This window comes from Pseudomonas sp. Root401, assembly GCF_001425105.1.
GTDB classification, from domain to species: Bacteria; Pseudomonadota; Gammaproteobacteria; order Pseudomonadales; family Pseudomonadaceae; genus Aquipseudomonas; species Aquipseudomonas brassicacearum.
The window spans coordinates 15528-33787 of record NZ_LMDO01000055.1; the positions used below are offsets into that span (position 1 = coordinate 15528).

Here is an 18260-nt window from a genome sequence, read left to right on the forward strand (position 1 = left end):
TGTTTCATTCGTCGGAAGGCCAGGTTTTGCTGCGGCTTTTCATCGATTAAGGTGCTTTGTGAAAATTATTGTATACAAAAATATGCGTTGTTGTGTTCTATTTGTTGTGTACGGTTTTGCTGAAAGTGAAGCCCGCAAGGCTCTCCCATAACAAAAGAAGGACAGCACCTATGAGCGTTCTAACCTTGAAAATCGCCGTCAACCTCGCCGGGCAAGCCCTTGCCGCCGGTCGTGAAATCAGCGCTGCCCCCCTGACCGTCGCGGTCCTGGACAGCGGCGGGCACCTGGTTGCCTTGCAGCGCGAAGACGGCGCCAGCCTGCTTCGCCCGCAGATCGCCATCGGCAAGGCCTGGGGCGCCATCGCCCTGGGCAAAGGCTCACGCCTGCTCGCCCAGGACGCCCAGCAACGCCCGGCGTTTTTCGCGGCATTGAACGGGCTGGGACAGGGCAACGTCGTACCGGCCCCGGGTGGGGTGTTGATCAGGGATCAGGATGGGAAGGTGCTGGGGGCGATTGGTGTCAGTGGTGATGTTTCGGATGTGGATGAGCAGGTGGCGGTCAGGGCGGTGGAGGCGGTGCAGTTGCGGGCGGATGTGGGAGTTACTGTTTGATTTTGTGGTGAATTGACTGACGTCATCGCGAGCAAGCTCGCTCCCACAGGGGCTGATGCTGGACACATAATGTCTGAGCGCCGCAAGCCCAGTGTGGGAGCGAGCTTGCTCGCGATGACGATCTACCAGACACATCCAGCCAAGAGTCTGTCCGGCATTCAAAAATCTACAGTCCTAGCCTTTGATGACCTGATCATTGGAGAGGCGAAGGAATGCCTGATCTACCTGCTTCACATCGTTTGTGCACCGGCCGTTACGGTGAGTTGAATCGAATCTATTTATTGACCACTAACACGGCTGAGCGAAAGCCGATTTTCCAGGGTTTCGCTTTAGGTCGATTGGTCGTTGAGCAATTTAGGTGTGCCCAGGTTGAGAGAAGGGCGAAGTCATTGGCTTGGGTGATCATGCCTGACTATTTCCATTGGTTGATTGAATTGCAGCAAGGCTCGTTGAATGAGTTGATGCAAAAAACCAAGTCCTTGAGTGCTCGGGCGGTAAACATGTCCACAGGGCACAGAGGCAGCCTTTGGCAACCGGGCTACCATGACCGAGCACTGCGGCGGGAAGAGGATTTGGTAAAGCTGGCTCGCTATGTTGTGGCAAATCCACTGCGGCTAGGCCTGGTAGAGCGACTTGGCGACTATCCGTTGTGGGATGCCATTTGGCTTTGACTTGAAATCGAGTTGTCTTCAATCGCGAGCAAGCTCGCTCCCACAAGGGCGCCGCAAAACCCTGTGGGAGCGAGCTTGCTCGCGATGAGGGCTACTCAGTCTTCAGTCTGGCTCACACCCCTTCAACACCAACCGAATAATCGTCTGCGCCGCCGCTTCGTAATCCGCCTCATCGAGCTTGGCCTTGCCGGTCACGGCGCTGATCTGCCAGTCGAAATCGGCATAGGTCTGGGTGGCGGCCCAGATGCTGAACATCAGGTGGTTGGGGTCGATGGGGGCGATCTGGCCGCGGTCGATCCAGGTCTGGATGCAGGCGATGTTGTGCCGGGCCTGGGCGTTGAGTTGGTCCACCAGGTCGGGGCTCAGGTGGGGGGCGCCGTGCATGATTTCGCTGGCGAAGACTTTCGAGGCGAAGGGCAGGTCGCGGGAGATGCGGATCTTGGAGCGGATGTAGTGGCTCAGTACCTCGCCGGGCACGCCGTCGGCATTGAACGGTGTCGAAGCCTGGAGAATCGGCTCGATGATGCTTTCCAGGACCTCGCGGTAGAGGTTTTCCTTGGATTTGAAGTAGTAGTAGACGTTGGGTTTGGGTAGGCCTGCCTTGGCCGCGATGTCGCTGGTCTTGGTCGCGGCGAAGCCCTTGTCGGCAAATTCTTCGCTGGCGGCACGCAGGATCAATTCTTTGTTGCGCTCGCGGATAGTGCTCATAAACCCAGGGGTTCCTTGCCTGTTCTGGCGGTGGCGCATGGTAGCACCGGCCTCGCGCGGCGCTCAAGAATGCCCCAAGGCGCCGCGGCTCGCGGTATGCTGCGCGGCATTATTATTTCAAGGAGCCCCTCCATGGCCGGAAGCAGTTTGCTGGTACTGATCGACGATATCGCCACCGTGCTCGACGATGTTGCGCTGATGACCAAAATGGCCGCCAAGAAGACCGCTGGCGTGCTCGGCGATGACTTGGCGCTCAATGCCCAGCAGGTGTCAGGTGTGCGTGCCGAGCGGGAGCTGCCGGTGGTGTGGGCGGTGGCCAAGGGCTCGTTCATCAACAAGTTGATTCTGGTGCCGTCGGCGCTGGCGATCAGCGCCTTCGTCCCTTGGCTGGTGACGCCGTTGTTGATGGTGGGCGGCGCCTATCTGTGTTTCGAAGGGTTCGAAAAACTGGCCCACAAGTTCCTTCACAGCAAGGCCGAAGACCAGGCCGAACATGCGCAACTGGTCGAGGCCGTGGCGGATCCGGCGGTCGATCTGGTGGCCTTTGAAAAGGACAAGATCAAGGGCGCGGTGCGCACCGACTTCATCCTGTCGGCGGAAATCATCGCCATCACCCTCGGCACCGTTGCCGACGCCGCGCTGACCCAGCAGGTGATCGTCCTGTCGGGCATCGCCATCGTCATGACCATTGGTGTCTATGGCCTGGTGGCCGGGATCGTCAAGCTCGATGACCTGGGGCTCTGGTTGACGCAGAAGCCAGGCCAGGCCGCCAAAAGCATTGGCGGCGCCATCCTGAGTGCAGCGCCCTACATGATGAAAGGTCTGTCGGTGATCGGCACGGCGGCGATGTTCCTGGTGGGTGGTGGCATCCTGACCCACGGCGTGCCGGTGGTGCATCACTGGATAGAAGGCGTGACGGCCAGTGCCGGCGGTGCCGGGTTTATCGTGCCAATGTTGCTCAATGCGGTGGCAGGAATCGTGGCGGGGGCAGTGGTGTTGGCGGGTGTAGTGGTGGTGGGTAAGGTCTGGAAAGCCTTGAGAGGCTGAAGCGTTGTCTTTTAAGACAGTACTTTCAGGCTTTTCCTACGTTTGCCGATGGAAGGCTTTTATAAACTCCCTCGCGCTATTTGGCCGGTAGTGGCTCAAATACATTTTCCGTCAGTGAAGGGAGCGTTTGATGAAATGGTATTGGCAAGTGTTGCGGCAGTACGCAACTTTTAGAGGGCGTGCCAGCAGAAAAGAATACTGGATGTTCTTTTTGTTCGAGTTTGGCTTGGGGCTGCTTTTTTTCGGATTTGGTATCGCCACTGGATTGAATAAAGAAATTTATTATCTATTGTTGTACCCCATCTATTGCCTCCTGACAGCGTGCCCTCGGTTGGCTGTTATCTGGCGACGTTATCACGACATGAACAAAAGCGGGCTGAATGTTTTCTGGGGGGCGGTGCCATTGGTTGGCCCGTTCATCGTCCTTATCAGCTTGGCGGCAAGCGGTACGAAAGGGCCTAACAATTACGGCTTGGACCCGTTGGAACGGCAGGTAGCGGACAGCTGAATGAGGTTCGACGCGTAGACATTCGCAATAGAAAAAGGCCATCCGGTGAGAATCGAATGGCCTTTTTCTTGGATCAGGCGTCTACTCGGCAATCTGCAACTTGCGCGACTCGGTGTACACGTAGCGCACCTTCTCATACTCGAACGGCGAGTTCAGTTGCCCATAGCGGAAGCTGGTCTGGTAGCGCTTGTCCACACCGCGCAGGAGCAGCAGTTCCGGGTGGTTGGAGCTGACTTCGGAGACGTTCAGGAAGTTGATCGCCGATTCGGCTGTGTAGTCCACCAGCAAGCCTGAGGTATCGCGCAGGTTCGACGGGCCGAAGATCGGCAGCACGAAGTACGCGCCGCCCGGCACGCCATAGAAGCCCAAGGTCTGGCCGAAGTCTTCGCTCTGGCGCGGCAGGCCCATGGCCGTGGCTGGGTCCCACAGGCCGGCGATGCCCACGGTGGTGTTGAGCAGCAGGCGCGCCGTGGTTTCCATCGAACGCTTGCCCTTGAATTGCAGCAGGCTGTTCATCAGGTTCGGCACGTCCCCCAGGTTGTTGAAGAAGTTGCTGACGCCGGTGCGCACGAAGCTTGGCGTGACGTAGCGGTAGCCATCGACCACGGGCAGGAATACCCATTGGTCGAAGCGGTAGTTGAAGTGATAGACCCGGCGGTTCCACGACTCCAGCGGGTCATAGACGTTCAGGGCGTTTAGGGTCGAGCGCTCGAACTCGCGCTGGTCCAACCCCGGGTTGAACTTGAGCTTGGTCAACGGTTCCTTGAAGCCGTCCGAATCCACCACCACAGGCGCATTGGCCTTGCTGTTGTCGGCGTGGACCATGCCCGCACTCATTAACGCAGCGATAAGCAGCAGATATTTAGCCACGGAAGAACTCCAGCATGGCGTCGCTGTTGACGCGGTAGTTAAGGTTGCCGCAGTGGCCGCCCAGTGGATAAACCGTCAGGCGATCGCCAAAGGTCTTGCGCAGGAAGCCCAGGTCGCCCGGGCCGAGAATGACGTCGTCGGCATTGTGCATGACGGCAATCTTCGAGCTGTCGTGCAGGTAATCCTTCAGCGCGTACAGGCTGACCTGGTCGACCAGTTGCAACAGGCTGCCGCCGTCAGTGCGCGCGCGCCACATAGGGATCACCTGCTCGGTGAGGTAACAGTCGAAATCGCATTGCAGCGCACGCTTGAGGAACGGCGTCAGGCTGGTGCTTTCGGTAATCGGGAACTTGGGCGGGATGATCAACCCGCGCCGATTGATCAGGTCCGAGGTGAATGCGATGTCGGCCGCCGAGAAACGGAACGAGGTGCCGATCAACATGGCCATCTGCTCGTTGCTCAGGTGTTGCTTGGACTGCTGGAAGTCGTAGAGCAGGGCATCGTTGAGGTCGATGTAGCCTTTTTGCTGGAAGTAGCGCGTCAGCTTGTTCAGCACCAGCTCATAGAAGGTGGTGGTGTTGTTGATGCCCTTGACCTCGGTCTGGACCAGTTTGTCCAGGTTGGTGATCGAGGTATAGAGGTTCACCGGCGGGTTCAGCAGCAGCACCTTCTTGAAGTTGAAGCTGCGCCGGGTTTCGTCCAGGTGTGCGACGAAGGCCGCATCCAGGGCGCCGAGACTGTAGCCGGTCAGGTAGTACTCGGTCACCGGCAGCTTGGGGTTCTGCGCGCGCACGGCTTGCATCACCCGGTACATGTCTTCGGCGTCTTCCTTGGAAATGCCTGGCGTGGCGAAGCGCGACGCGGCGCTCATGAAGTCGAAGCTGGTGGGCGAGGACAACTGCACCACGTGGTAGCCGGCCTTGTAGTAGAGGCGCTTGAGGTATTCATTAATGCTGCTGTCAAAGCGCGCACCAGTGCCGGCGATGAGGAAGATCAGCGGCGCGGGCTTGTCCTGGGTGGCCATGCGGTAGGTGAGGCTTTTTACCGGCCAGAAGTTGTCCGGCAGGATGAACTCGCGTTCCGGGCGCAGGGTCAGGCTGTGGTCCGCCTGGTTGATGTCTTCGATCAGCGGCAACTCCGGACGCAGGTCCGGTGGCGTGGTGGCGATGGTCGCCTCGAACGGGTTGGTCAAGGGGTAGCCATAGCTGGCGGCGTCAATATCTGCCGCCAGCGCGGACGCACTCAGGATAAGGCCGCCGAGAAGGGCAGCGAAGCGCAAGGAACGGAGCATGACTGGATCCCTTAGAGGAAGGTGCCGAATGAGGTTCGCAGGCTATGACCACCGAAGCGGAGCCAAGTGCCATGATGGGCACAAAACAGGCACGGACGGGGCGCGATAGTAGCGGGAAGATACACGGTCGTGCGTGCTGGCGGCTAGTTATCTGGCGTTTGCCGGATTTGACCGCAAATCTCACGTGTGGCGCTGGTACAAATGCCTGGAACTGAGAGCTGGCGTTCTGATGTCGTTTCTCGTTGCCTCGACGTCGCAGACAGAGCAGGTTCCGGATCGGCGCAGGTTGATGATCAACGAGTCAGTACTCCACTGGCGTTCAGACCGGTTTGAGGGCGAGCGTGATGGGGGCGCTGAGCATCATAACTATACGTTGACGCCGCCCGGCATCCGTCGGGCGCAGCACTTTCGGGGAAGTAACGATGAAGATGCGACGACTCTTGGGCGCAGGTGCCGCACTGGTACTGGCCATCAGTTCCACCTTGGCCAGCGCCGAAACCAAAACCCTGAGCATCGGTTACGTTGACGGCTGGTCCGACAGCGTCGCGACCACCCACGTGGCCGCCGAAGTGATCAAGCAGAAACTCGGTTATGACGTGAAGCTGCAAGCGGTCGCGACCGGGATCATGTGGCAAGGCGTGGCCACCGGTAAGCTCGACGCGATGCTCTCGGCCTGGCTGCCGGTGACTCACGGCGACTATTGGACGAAGAACAAGGACCAGGTGGTCGACTATGGCCCCAACTTCAAGGACGCCAAAATCGGCCTGATCGTGCCGGAGTACGTCAAGGCCAAGTCGCTCGAGGATCTGAAAACCGACGACTCCTTCAAGAAGCGCATCGTCGGCATCGACGCCGGTTCAGGCGTAATGCTCAAGACCGAACAGGCGATCAAGGATTACGACCTGACCGGTTATCAACTCAAGGCCAGTTCCGGCGCCGGCATGATTGCCGAGCTGACCCGTGCCGAGAAGAAAAACGAATCTATCGCCGTCACCGGTTGGGTGCCGCATTGGATGTTCGCCAAGTGGAAACTGCGCTTCCTGGAAGACCCGAAAGGCGTCTACGGCGCGGCTGAAACCGTGAACAGCATCGGCAGCAAGGAACTGGAGGCCAAGGCACCGGAAGTGGTCGCGTTCCTGAAGAAATTCCAATGGGCTTCGAAAGACGAGATCGGCGAAGTCATGCTGGCGATCCAGGAAGGCGCCAAGCCTGACGCCGCCGCCAAGGACTGGGTTGCCAAGCACCCGGATCGCGTGAAGGAGTGGACCGGCAAGTAATCGGCCTGCTTTAGCTGTTCCGAAAAACCGCATGACCGTGTGTCATGCGGTTTTTTTTGCCTGCAATTCTGAGCGCAACGCAAACCCCTGTGGGAGGGGCTTGGTTTTTTTTGCGGGAAACGGGCAACACCGTCATGTCGTTCTAATACTAAGGTCGTCTGGAACCTGGCCTTGAGCCGCATAGAGTAGGGTCGTTCCAATTAAATCTGTGCTGCGAGGATAAAAACAATGAACGACAGCATTTACCTCTCTATTCAAAACAGCCCGCGCTTCAAGGAGCTGGTGAGAAAAAGGGAAAAGTTCGCCTGGATTCTCTCGGCGATCATGCTTGGTCTGTATTCCGGCTTCATTCTTCTGATCGCCTACGGGCCACACATTCTCGGGGCCAAGATCTCGCCTGAGTCCACTATCACCTGGGGCATTCCCATCGGTGTCGGCCTGATTGTCTCGGCCTTCGTCCTGACCGCTATCTACGTACGACGCGCCAATGGCGAGTTCGACGACCTGAACAATGCGATTCTCAAGGAGGCTCAGCAATGATCCGGCGTCTACTCGCTCTATTGAGCATCGCAGCGTTCGCTCCGGGCGCCTGGGCGGCTGAAGCCCTGACCGGTGCCGTGCAGAAACAACCCCTCAACGTCGCGGCTATCCTGATGTTCGTGGCCTTCGTCGGCGCGACTTTGTATATCACCTACTGGGCGTCCAAGAAAAACAACTCGGCGGCCGACTACTATGCGGCCGGCGGCAAGATCACCGGCTTCCAGAATGGCCTGGCCATTGCCGGCGACTACATGTCGGCGGCGTCCTTCCTGGGGATTTCCGCGCTGGTGTTCACCTCGGGCTACGATGGCTTGATCTACTCCATCGGCTTCCTGGTGGGCTGGCCGATCATCCTGTTCCTGATCGCCGAACGCCTGCGTAACCTGGGTAAATATACCTTTGCCGACGTGGCGTCCTACCGCCTGGGGCAAACCCAGATCCGCACCCTGTCTGCTAGCGGCTCGCTGGTGGTGGTGGCGTTCTACCTGATCGCGCAAATGGTCGGTGCCGGCAAGCTGATCCAGCTGCTGTTCGGCCTGGACTACCACGTTGCGGTGATTCTGGTGGGCATCCTGATGTGCCTCTACGTGTTGTTCGGCGGCATGCTGGCCACCACCTGGGTACAGATCATCAAGGCGGTGCTGTTGCTCTCGGGTGCTTCGTTCATGGCCCTGATGGTCATGAAGCACGTCAACTTCGACTTCAACATGCTGTTTGCCGAGGCGGTCAAGGTTCACCCTAAAGCTGAGGCGATCATGAGCCCTGGCGGCCTGGTGAAGGATCCGATCTCGGCCTTCTCCCTGGGGCTGGCACTGATGTTCGGTACCGCAGGCCTGCCGCATATCCTGATGCGCTTCTTCACCGTGAGCGACGCTAAGGAAGCGCGCAAGAGCGTGTTGTATGCCACAGGCTTCATCGGTTACTTCTACATCCTGACCTTCATCATCGGCTTCGGCGCGATCCTGCTGGTCAGCACCAACCCGGCCTTCAAGGACGCGGCAGGTGCCTTGCTCGGCGGCAACAACATGGCGGCGGTACACCTTGCCAACGCTGTGGGCGGCAGTATCTTCCTGGGCTTCATCTCGGCGGTAGCCTTTGCCACCATCCTGGCGGTCGTCGCGGGCCTGACCCTGGCCGGTGCCTCGGCGGTGTCCCATGACCTGTATGCCAGCGTGATCAAGAAAGGCAAGGCCAACGAGAAGGACGAGATTCGCGTCTCGAAAATCACCACCATCGCCCTGGCGGTGCTGGCGATCGGCCTGGGCATCCTGTTCGAGAAGCAGAACATCGCGTTCATGGTGGGCCTGGCGTTCTCCATTGCTGCGAGCTGTAACTTCCCGGTACTGCTGCTTTCGATGTACTGGAAGAAGCTGACCACCCGTGGCGCCATGATTGGCGGCTGGCTGGGCCTGGTCAGTGCCGTGGGCCTGATGGTGCTCGGCCCGACCATCTGGGTGCAGATCATGGGTCACGAGAAGGCGATCTTCCCGTATGAATACCCTGCGCTGTTCTCGATGGCCATTGCCTTCGTCGGCATCTGGTTCTTCTCCATCACCGACAAATCGGCTGAGGGTGTCAACGAGCGGGCGCTGTTCTTCCCGCAGTTCGTACGTTCGCAGACTGGCCTGGGGGCGAGTGGGGCGGTTAGCCATTGATACGGTAAGTTGTAAGCGTAGTGCTTGAGGAAATACCCCGGTCGAGAGGCTGGGGTATTTTTTTGTGTGTGATAGCTGTGGTTTGAGTGATGACGTCTTCGTGAGCAAGCCCGCTTCCACAGGTAATGCTGTTCACTTAAGGCTGTGGATTGGGGTAAGGGTACATATCCGTTGCTGCGGTAACGGCTGCTTAGGGTTCCGCCCTGACGGCGGCTCACTTTTGAGAAGCGCAAAAGTAAGCAAAACGCTCATGCCCCACCACTCGGTGCCTCGCCTAGGCTCGGCATGCCCTCACTCCGGCATTGCTCCGTGGGCCCGCCGCGAAGGGCCATCCATGGCCCAGCGCGGCTACCTCGGCATCCATGCCGAGGTGCCCACTGCGCAATGCCTGCGTTCGGCCAGCGTGGTTAACGGGGCGCCCCAGATCAAGATCAGAAGCGAGGCGGCCTGGCAGCCGACCTGTCTCTGGCGGCTGTGCTTCAATCCAACTGTGGGAGCGAGCCTGCTCGCGATAGCGGTTTCATAGTCGATGGAGATGTTGGATGGGCCGGCGTTATCGCGAGCAAGCTCCCACAGGAGAAACGCGATCACCCAGAGCCAGGTCGGCTATCAGGCCGCCTCGCGGTGGACGTTGATCTCGGCGCCCCGTTAACCACGCTGGCCGAACGCAGGCATTGTGGAGTGGGTATCCCGGCATGGATGCCGGGATAGCCGCGCTGGGCCATGGATGGCCCTTCGCGGCGGGCCCACGAAGCAATGCCGGAGAGAGGGCATGCCGAGCCTAAGCGAGGCACCAAGTGGTGGGGCAGGAGCGTTTTGCTTACTTTTGCGCTTCTCAAAAGTGAGCCGCCGTCAGGGCGGAACCCTAAGCAGCCGTTACCGCAGCAACGGATATGTACCCAGGAGATTTGCGTCATACACAGGGTCCAATGTGGGAGCGAGCCTGCTCGCGAAGGCTTCGGACCCGTCGCCGTAGATATCAAAGAGGGCATAAACAAAACAGCCCCTGCTCTTATATAAGAAGCAGGGGCTGTTCGGTGCAGCTTGGGACCTATAGCAAGGCAGGTCTTACTTGCGGTCTTCCAGCTGGGTGATGTCACGCGACTCGTAGCCGGTGTACAGCTGGCGCGGACGGCCGATCTTGTACGGGCTGGAGAGCATTTCCTTCCAGTGGGAGATCCAGCCGACGGTCCGCGCTAGGGCGAAGATCACGGTGAACATGCTGGTTGGAATGCCGATCGCCTTGAGGATGATCCCCGAGTAGAAGTCGACGTTCGGGTACAGCGAGCGTTCGATGAAGTACGGGTCGGTCAGGGCGATCTCTTCCAGGCGCATGGCCAGTTCGAGTTGCGGATCGTTTGTGATCCCCAGTTCCTTGAGCACTTCGTCGCAGGTCTGCTTCATGACGGTGGCGCGCGGGTCGCGGTTCTTGTAGACCCGGTGACCGAAGCCCATCAGCTTGAACGGATCGTTCTTGTCCTTGGCCTTGGCGATGAACTTGTCGATGTTGGAGACATCGCCGATTTCATCGAGCATGGTCAGTACCGCTTCGTTCGCACCGCCGTGGGCAGGGCCCCAGAGTGCGGCGATACCGGCGGCGATACAGGCGAACGGGTTGGCACCCGAGGAGCCGGCCAGGCGTACGGTGGACGTGGAGGCGTTCTGCTCGTGGTCGGCATGGAGGATGAAGATCCGGTCCATGGCCTTGGCGAGCACCGGGCTGATCGGTTTGATCTCGCACGGGGTGTTGAACATCATATGCAGGAAGTTCTCTGCATAGGTCAGGTCGTTGCGCGGGTACATCATGGGCTGGCCCATGGAGTACTTGTAGACCATGGCTGCCAGGGTCGGCATCTTTGCCACCAGGCGGATCGCGGAGATTTCGCGATGCTGGGGATTATTGATGTCCAGGGAGTCGTGGTAGAAGGCCGAGAGGGCGCCGACAACGCCGCACATGACGGCCATCGGGTGGGCATCGCGACGGAAGCCGTTGAAGAAGGTCTTCAACTGCTCGTGAACCATGGTGTGGTTCTTCACGGTGCTGACGAACTGGGCCTTTTGCTCTGCGGTTGGCAGCTCGCCGTTGAGCAGCAGGTAGCAGGTTTCCAGGTAGTCCGATTTTTCAGCCAGTTGCTCGATCGGGTAGCCGCGGTGCAGCAGGATGCCGTTGTCGCCGTCGATGTAGGTGATTTTCGACTCGCACGAGGCAGTCGACATGAAACCTGGGTCAAAGGTGAAACGGCCCGTGGCCGTCAGGCCCCGTACGTCGATTACATCGGGACCAACGGTGCCGGTTAAAATGGGCAGCTCGACGGGGGCTGCGCCCTCGATGATCAACTGCGCTTTTTTGTCAGCCATGTGGCCTCCTATTAATGCTTGAAATCATCAGACAGACCCCCCACGCAGGGCCCGCACCACTATAGTGAGATAAATTCGAAAGTCAATTTGCCTAAAGTCTTGCTCCAGAAGGCTTTAACCGGACTTTTTCCGCGAAATTACCTGCCGTTTACGCCTTTTGCGCTGTATGTGCAATGCGCTATTAGGGGAAGGTGAACGCGTTGTCATTAGTAGCCTAACTGTCTATACTCGGCCACCGACCGCCAGGGGCTTTTGGGCCTGCTTTCTTGGGGGTCGTCACTCCCTGGGTGGTGAGTACCTGACCAGTGCGCGCCCCAACAACTTTGCCCTGATTGTTAGGGGCTCTTCAGTGTGAAAAAAAAGCCGTGAAAAGCCAACGACCTGTAAACCTAGACCTAAGGACCATCAAACTCCCAGTCACTGCTTACACGTCCATTCTTCACCGTATTTCCGGTGTCATCCTCTTCGTCAGCCTGGCCATCATGCTTTATGCATTGGACAAGTCGCTCGATTCGGAAGAAGGCTTCGGTCAGGTGAAAGCGTGTCTGACCAGTCCGCTAGCCAAGCTAGTGATTTGGGGCATCCTGTCCGCCTTGCTGTATCACTTGGTTGCCGGTGTGCGCCACTTGATCATGGACATGGGCATCGGTGAGACGCTGGAAGGCGGCAAGCTGGGCTCGAAAATCATTATCGCCGTGTCTGCGGTGCTGATCGTTCTGGCAGGAGTCTGGATATGGTAACCAACGTCACGAACCTTTCGCGTTCGGGCCTCTATGACTGGATGGCGCAGCGTGTGTCTGCGGTCGTTCTCGCGGCTTACTTCATCTTCCTGATCGGATATGTCGTAGCAAACCCAGGCCTGGGCTACGCCCAATGGCATGAACTGTTCGCAAACAACTGGATGCGTATCTTCAGTCTGCTGGCACTTGTCGCACTGGGCGCTCACGCCTGGGTCGGCATGTGGACCATCGCGACCGACTACCTGACGCCAATGGCGTTCGGCAAGTCGGCGACTGCCGTACGTTTCCTCTTCCAGGCAGTATGCGGCGTTGCGATGTTCGCTTACTTCGTCTGGGGTGTGCAGATTCTCTGGGGTATCTGATCCATGGCTAACATTCCAACGATTTCTTTCGACGCCATCATCATTGGTGGTGGCGGTGCCGGCATGCGCGCAGCGCTGCAACTGGCACAGGGCGGTCACAAGACTGCCGTGATCACCAAGGTTTTCCCGACCCGTTCGCACACTGTTTCCGCCCAGGGTGGCATCACCTGCGCCATCGCTTCGGCCGACCCGAACGATGACTGGCGCTGGCACATGTACGATACCGTCAAGGGTTCCGACTACATCGGTGACCAGGACGCTATCGAATACATGTGTCAGGAAGGCCCGGCCGCGGTGTTCGAGCTGGACCACATGGGCATGCCGTTCTCGCGTACCGAGCAAGGTCGTATCTACCAGCGTCCGTTCGGTGGCCAGTCCAAGGACTACGGCAAGGGCGGCCAGGCTGCGCGTACTTGCGCGGCGTCCGACCGTACCGGTCACGCGCTGCTGCACACCCTGTACCAGGGCAACCTGAAAGCCGGTACCACGTTCCTGAACGAGTACTACGCCGTTGATCTGGTGAAGAACCAGGACGGCGCCTTCGTCGGTGTGATCGCGATCTGCATCGAAACCGGCGAAACCACCTACATCCGCGCCAAGGCCACCGTACTGGCGACCGGCGGTGCAGGTCGTATCTACGCATCCACCACCAATGCCCTGATCAACACCGGTGACGGCGTCGGCATGGCCCTGCGTGCTGGCGTGCCGGTACAAGACATCGAAATGTGGCAGTTCCACCCAACCGGCATTGCCGGCGCCGGTGTACTGGTGACCGAAGGTTGCCGTGGTGAAGGTGGTTACCTGATCAACAAGCACGGCGAGCGTTTCATGGAGCGTTATGCTCCGAACGCCAAGGACCTTGCCGGTCGTGACGTGGTTGCCCGTTCGATGGTTAAAGAGATCATCGCCGGCAACGGTTGCGGTCCGAATGGCGACCACGTGATGCTCAAGCTCGACCACCTGGGCGAGGAAGTGCTGCACAGCCGCCTGCCAGGCATCTGCGAACTGTCCAAGACCTTCGCTCACGTCGACCCGGTCGTTGCGCCAGTTCCAGTAGTTCCAACCTGCCACTATATGATGGGCGGCGTTGCCACCAACATTCATGGCCAGGCAATCACCCAGAACGCCGAAGGCGTGGACGCAATCATCCCTGGCCTGTTCGCAGTGGGTGAAGTGGCTTGCGTATCGGTCCACGGTGCCAACCGCCTGGGCGGCAACTCGTTGCTCGACCTGGTGGTCTTCGGTCGCGCTGCCGGCCTGCACCTGGAAAAAGCGCTGTCCGACGGTATCGAATATGACGATGCCACCGACGCCAACATCGAAGCCGCCCTGGCGCGTCTGTCCGCTCTGAACGAGCGTACCGAAGGCGAAGACGTGGCGACCCTGCGTCGCGAGTTGCAAAACTGCATGCAGAACTACTTCGGTGTATTCCGTACCGGCGAATACATGCAGAAGGGTATCGCCCAGCTGGCGCAATTGCGTGAACGAATTGCCAACGTGAAGATCAACGATAAGTCGCAGGCGTTCAACACTGCCCGTATCGAAGCGCTGGAATTGCAGAACCTGCTGGAAGTGGCCGAAGCCACCGCCATCGCCGCAGAAGTGCGTAAAGAGTCCCGTGGCGCCCACGCCCGCGAAGACTTCGAAGACCGTGACGACGAAAACTGGCTGTGCCACACCTTGTACTTCCCGGGTGAAAAACGCGTCGCCAAGCGTGCCGTGAACTTCTCGCCGAAGACTGTTCCGACTTTCGAACCAAAAGTCCGGACTTATTAAGGGTGACCGCTATGTTGCAAGTCAGTGTTTATCGCTACAACCCTGATCAGGACGCTGCGCCGTTCATGCAGGACTTCCAGGTCGATACCGGTGGTAAAGACCTGATGGTGCTGGACGTGCTGGCCCTGATCAAAGAGCAGGACGAGGGTTTCTCCTATCGTCGCTCTTGCCGCGAGGGCGTTTGCGGCTCCGACGGCATGAACATCAACGGCAAGAACGGCCTGGCCTGCATCACGCCGCTGTCTGCCGTGGTCAAGGGCAACAAGCTGATCGTTCGTCCACTGCCAGGTTTGCCGGTTATCCGTGACCTGGTCGTCGATATGAGCATCTTCTACAAGCAATACGAGAAGGTGAAGCCATTCCTGCAGAACGACACGCCGGCTCCGGCCATCGAGCGTCTGCAGACTCCTGAAGAGCGTGAGAAGCTCGACGGTCTGTACGAGTGCATCCTGTGCGCTTGCTGCTCGACCTCGTGCCCATCGTTCTGGTGGAATCCGGACAAGTTCCTGGGCCCGGCCGCCCTGCTGCAAGCGTACCGCTTCCTGGCAGACAGCCGTGACACCAAGACGTCCGAGCGTCTGGCTTCGCTGGATGACCCGTTCAGCGTATTCCGCTGCCGCGGGATCATGAACTGCGTCAACGTTTGTCCAAAAGGCCTGAACCCGACTAAGGCCATCGGTCACATTCGTAACATGCTGCTGCAAAGCGGCGTTTGATTCAGCTGCTGTACCCGTAGGACCGTTGTACCCGTAAAGGCCAGGGCGCGGGCTTCAACCCGCGTCATGGCTATAACCAGAACAGCCGCTCACAAAGCGGCAGTTCTTATTTTGAAGAAATGAGACAAGCAGGGGCATCCGGGCTGGTACCCGGACTATCAGCGTGATCCTAAGTGGCTTGTTTTAGTCGCTGCACTCGGACTTCTGCAAGTTTGCTCGGTGTTTTCGCCGGTGGTGTTCCCCTAATCGAGGGTGACCAAGCATGCAAGAAAGCGTGATGCAGCGCATGTGGAACAGTGCCCACCTTTCCGGTGGTAACGCTGCCTATGTGGAAGAGCTTTACGAGCTCTACCTGCACGACCCTAACGCTGTGCCAGAAGAATGGCGCACCTACTTTCAGAAGTTGCCGGCTGACGGTAACTCTGCCACTGATGTTTCGCACTCGACGATTCGCGATCATTTCGTGTTGCTGGCAAAGAACCAGCGCCGCGCTCAACCGGTGTCTGCCGGCAGCGTGAGCAGTGAACACGAGAAGAAGCAAGTTGAAGTGCTGCGACTGATCCAGGCCTACCGGATGCGTGGCCACCAGTCAGCCCAGCTTGACCCGCTGGGGCTGTGGCAGCGTCCTGCACCTGCAGACCTGTCGATCACTCACTACGGCTTGACCAATGCCGATCTTGATACGACCTTCCGTGCCGGCGACCTGTTCATCGGCAAAGAGGAAGCGAGCCTACGCGAAATTCACGAAGCGTTGCAGCAGACATATTGCCGCACCATCGGCGCTGAATTTACGCACATCGTCGATTCCGAGCAGCGCCAGTGGTTCCAGCAGCGTCTGGAAAGCGTTCGCGGCCGTCCGACGTACTCCGCCGATATCAAGAGCCACTTGCTCGAGCGCGTCACCGCCGCCGAAGGCCTGGAAAAGTACCTGGGCACCAAATACCCGGGCACCAAGCGTTTCGGCCTGGAAGGTGGCGAAAGCCTGATCCCGCTGCTGGACGAGCTGATCCAGCGTTCGGGTTCCTACGGCACCAAGGAAGTTGTCATCGGCATGGCCCACCGTGGTCGCCTGAACGTGCTGGTCAACACCTTCGGCAAGAACCCGCGCGAGCTGTTCGACGAGTTCGAAGGCAAGAAGAAGGTCGAGCTGGGTTCCGGTGACGTGAAATACCACCAGGGCTTCTCGTCCAACGTGATGACCACAGGTGGCGAAGTGCACCTGGCCATGGCCTTCAACCCATCCCACCTGGAAATCGTTTCCCCGGTGGTCGAGGGTTCGGTCCGTGCTCGCCAGGATCGTCGCAACGATCCGACCGGTGAAAAGGTCCTGCCGATTTCCATCCACGGTGACGCTGCGTTCGCAGGTCAGGGCGTGGTCATGGAAACCTTCCAGATGTCGCAGACCCGCGGCTTCAAGACGGGCGGTACCATCCACCTGGTGATCAACAACCAGGTCGGCTTCACCATCAGCAACCCGGAAGACTCGCGTTCCACCGAGTACTGCACCGACGTTGCGAAGATGATCCAGGCGCCGATTCTCCATGTGAATGGCGATGACCCGGAAGCCGTGCTGTTCGTGACCCAGTTGGCCATCGACTACCGCATGCAGTACAAGCGCGACGTGGTGATCGACCTGGTCTGCTACCGCCGTCGCGGCCACAACGAGGCCGACGAGCCAAGCGGCACCCAGCCGCTGATGTACCAGCAGATCGCCAAGCAGCGCACCACCCGTGAGCTGTATGCCGAACGCCTGACCCAGAGCGGTGTGCTGGATGCAGCGCGCGTCCAGGAAAAAGTCGATGAATATCGCAATGCCCTGGATAACGGCCTGCACGTTGTAAAAAGCCTGGTCAAAGAGCCGAACAAAGAGCTGTTCGTGGACTGGCGTCCGTACCTGGGCCACGCCTGGACCGCGCGTCACGACACCCGTTTCGACCTCAAGACCCTGCAGGAACTGTCCGCCAAGCTGCTGGAAATCCCGGAAGGCTTCGTGGTTCAGCGCCAGGTTGCGAAAATCTACGAAGACCGGCAGAAGATGCAAGCCGGCGGCCTGCCGATCAACTGGGGTTATGCCGAAACCATGGCGTACGCGACCCTGGCGTTCGAAGGTCACCCTGTGCGCATCACCGGCCAGGATGTAGGCCGCGGCACTTTCTCGCACCGCCATGCGGCGCTGCACAACCAGAAAGACGCCAGCACCCACATCCCGCTGCAACACCTGTACAAAGGCCAGCCACGTTTCGACCTGTACGATTCGCTGCTGTCCGAAGAAGCCGTCCTGGCGTTCGAATATGGCTACTCCACCACCGAGCCGAATGCGCTGGTGATCTGGGAAGCCCAGTTCGGCGACTTCGCCAACGGTGCCCAGGTGGTTGTCGACCAGTTCATCACCAGCGGCGAGCACAAGTGGGGCCGTCTCTGCGGTCTGACCATGCTGTTGCCACACGGTTATGAAGGGCAGGGGCCGGAGCACTCTTCGGCACGTCTGGAGCGTTACCTGCAACTGTGTGCCGAGCACAACGTCCAGGTCTGCGTACCGACGACTCCGGCGCAGATCTACCACCTGCTGCGTCGTCAGGTCATCCGTCCGCTGCGCAAGCCGCTGATCGTGCTGACACCCAAGTCGCTGCTGCGTCACAAACTGGCGATCTCCACGCTCGAGGATCTGGCCGAAGGCTCGTTCCAGACCGTTATTTCGGAAATCGACACCCTGGACGCGGCGAAGGTCACTCGCCTGGTCCTGTGCAGCGGCAAGGTCTACTACGACCTGCTGGAAAAACGTCGTGCCGAAGGCCGCGAAGACATCGCCATCGTGCGTATCGAGCAGCTTTACCCGTTCCCGGAAGAAGACCTGATGGAGGCCATCGCGCCTTACACCAACCTCACCCATGTGGTGTGGTGTCAGGAAGAACCGATGAACCAAGGCGCTTGGTACAGCAGCCAGCATCACCTGCGTCGCAGCATCGGCAACCATAACAAGGCCCTGGGCCTGGAATATGCCGGCCGTGATGCTTCCGCTGCACCTGCGTGTGGTTATGCGTCGATGCACGCCGAGCAGCAGGAAAAACTGCTGCAAGATGCCTTCACTGTTTAACGCCTTCGCGCTGACTGAAACCGAATTTTAAGGACC

General features: G+C 59.0%; 16 protein-coding genes. 12 read left to right on the top strand and 4 right to left on the bottom strand.

Translation table 11 applies throughout. The features are described from left to right. Window positions 1–170 precede the first annotated feature (170 nt). Together ASC85_RS26150 and ASC85_RS26155 are read left to right on the top strand one after the other, a co-directional pair. On the top strand, window positions 171–611 hold the full coding sequence (locus ASC85_RS26150) for a GlcG/HbpS family heme-binding protein (RefSeq protein WP_057451955.1): 441 nt from the start codon (window positions 171–173) through the stop codon (window positions 609–611). A gap of 212 nt (window positions 612–823) precedes the next feature. Continuing rightward, window positions 824–1282: an REP-associated tyrosine transposase gene (locus ASC85_RS26155; RefSeq protein ID WP_057451956.1), complete on the top strand. Its 459-nt coding sequence runs from the start codon at window positions 824–826 to the stop codon at window positions 1280–1282. Window positions 1283–1384: 102 nt separating this feature from the next. Here the strand turns inward: ASC85_RS26155 and ASC85_RS26160 are convergent, their stop codons facing one another. Next, complete coding sequence (locus ASC85_RS26160; protein ID WP_003204456.1) at window positions 1385–1990, bottom strand: TetR/AcrR family transcriptional regulator; 606 nt, start codon at window positions 1988–1990, stop codon at window positions 1385–1387. A gap of 132 nt (window positions 1991–2122) precedes the next feature. Here ASC85_RS26160 and ASC85_RS26165 point away from each other — a divergent pair, with 132 nt between their 5' ends. Together ASC85_RS26165 and ASC85_RS26170 are read left to right on the top strand one after the other, a co-directional pair. Next, a complete protein-coding gene (locus tag ASC85_RS26165; RefSeq protein WP_057451957.1) occupies window positions 2123–3037 on the top strand; it encodes a DUF808 domain-containing protein in 915 nt (304 codons plus the stop codon). A gap of 130 nt (window positions 3038–3167) precedes the next feature. After that, window positions 3168–3545: a DUF805 domain-containing protein gene (locus ASC85_RS26170; RefSeq protein ID WP_057451958.1), complete on the top strand. Its 378-nt coding sequence runs from the start codon at window positions 3168–3170 to the stop codon at window positions 3543–3545. Between the two features lie 81 nt (window positions 3546–3626). Here ASC85_RS26170 and ASC85_RS26175 read toward each other — a convergent pair whose 3' ends face one another. Continuing rightward, window positions 3627–4415: an MlaA family lipoprotein gene (locus ASC85_RS26175; protein WP_057451959.1), complete on the bottom strand. Its 789-nt coding sequence runs from the start codon at window positions 4413–4415 to the stop codon at window positions 3627–3629. Then, the gene (locus ASC85_RS26180) at window positions 4408–5706 is read right to left on the bottom strand and encodes a serine/threonine protein kinase (RefSeq protein WP_057451960.1); all 1299 of its coding nucleotides are present in this window, start codon (window positions 5704–5706) and stop codon (window positions 4408–4410) included. The genes ASC85_RS26175 and ASC85_RS26180 overlap by 8 nt, the downstream gene beginning before the upstream one ends. 422 nt (window positions 5707–6128) lie before the next feature. Here ASC85_RS26180 and ASC85_RS26185 point away from each other — a divergent pair, with 422 nt between their 5' ends. The 3 genes from ASC85_RS26185 (at window position 6129) to ASC85_RS26195 (ending at window position 9178) form a co-directional block, all read left to right on the top strand. Beyond that, on the top strand, window positions 6129–6983 hold the full coding sequence (locus ASC85_RS26185) for a glycine betaine ABC transporter substrate-binding protein (RefSeq protein WP_057451961.1): 855 nt from the start codon (window positions 6129–6131) through the stop codon (window positions 6981–6983). Window positions 6984–7211: 228 nt separating this feature from the next. Continuing rightward, window positions 7212–7523: a DUF485 domain-containing protein gene (locus ASC85_RS26190; RefSeq protein WP_057451962.1), complete on the top strand. Its 312-nt coding sequence runs from the start codon at window positions 7212–7214 to the stop codon at window positions 7521–7523. Then, window positions 7520–9178 carry a cation acetate symporter gene (locus ASC85_RS26195; RefSeq protein WP_057451963.1) on the top strand — a complete coding sequence of 553 codons (1659 nt, stop codon included), beginning with the start codon at window positions 7520–7522 and terminating at the stop codon, window positions 9176–9178. Before ASC85_RS26190 ends, ASC85_RS26195 begins: the two co-directional genes overlap by 4 nt. 1068 nt (window positions 9179–10246) lie before the next feature. Here ASC85_RS26195 and gltA read toward each other — a convergent pair. Continuing rightward, complete coding sequence (gene gltA / locus ASC85_RS26205; protein ID WP_014339589.1) at window positions 10247–11536, bottom strand: citrate synthase; 1290 nt, start codon at window positions 11534–11536, stop codon at window positions 10247–10249. A gap of 365 nt (window positions 11537–11901) precedes the next feature. On the opposite strand from gltA, the gene sdhC reads away from it, so the two are divergent. The 5 genes from sdhC to ASC85_RS26230 all read left to right on the top strand — a co-directional run bounded on the left by sdhC (window position 11902) and on the right by ASC85_RS26230 (window position 18224). Beyond that, the gene (gene sdhC, locus ASC85_RS26210; protein WP_003179220.1) at window positions 11902–12276 is read left to right on the top strand and encodes a succinate dehydrogenase, cytochrome b556 subunit; all 375 of its coding nucleotides are present in this window, start codon (window positions 11902–11904) and stop codon (window positions 12274–12276) included. Further along, a complete protein-coding gene (sdhD, locus tag ASC85_RS26215; protein WP_003204438.1) occupies window positions 12270–12638 on the top strand; it encodes a succinate dehydrogenase, hydrophobic membrane anchor protein in 369 nt (122 codons plus the stop codon). Before sdhC ends, sdhD begins: the two co-directional genes overlap by 7 nt. Before the next feature lie 3 nt (window positions 12639–12641). Further along, a complete protein-coding gene (sdhA, locus tag ASC85_RS26220) occupies window positions 12642–14414 on the top strand; it encodes a succinate dehydrogenase flavoprotein subunit (RefSeq protein ID WP_003204436.1) in 1773 nt (590 codons plus the stop codon). Window positions 14415–14425: 11 nt separating this feature from the next. Next, window positions 14426–15130, top strand: a complete 705-nt coding sequence (locus ASC85_RS26225; RefSeq protein ID WP_003204434.1) for a succinate dehydrogenase iron-sulfur subunit — start codon at window positions 14426–14428, stop codon at window positions 15128–15130. 262 nt (window positions 15131–15392) lie between these two features. Then, complete coding sequence (locus ASC85_RS26230; protein WP_057451965.1) at window positions 15393–18224, top strand: 2-oxoglutarate dehydrogenase E1 component; 2832 nt, start codon at window positions 15393–15395, stop codon at window positions 18222–18224. Window positions 18225–18260 lie beyond the last annotated feature (36 nt).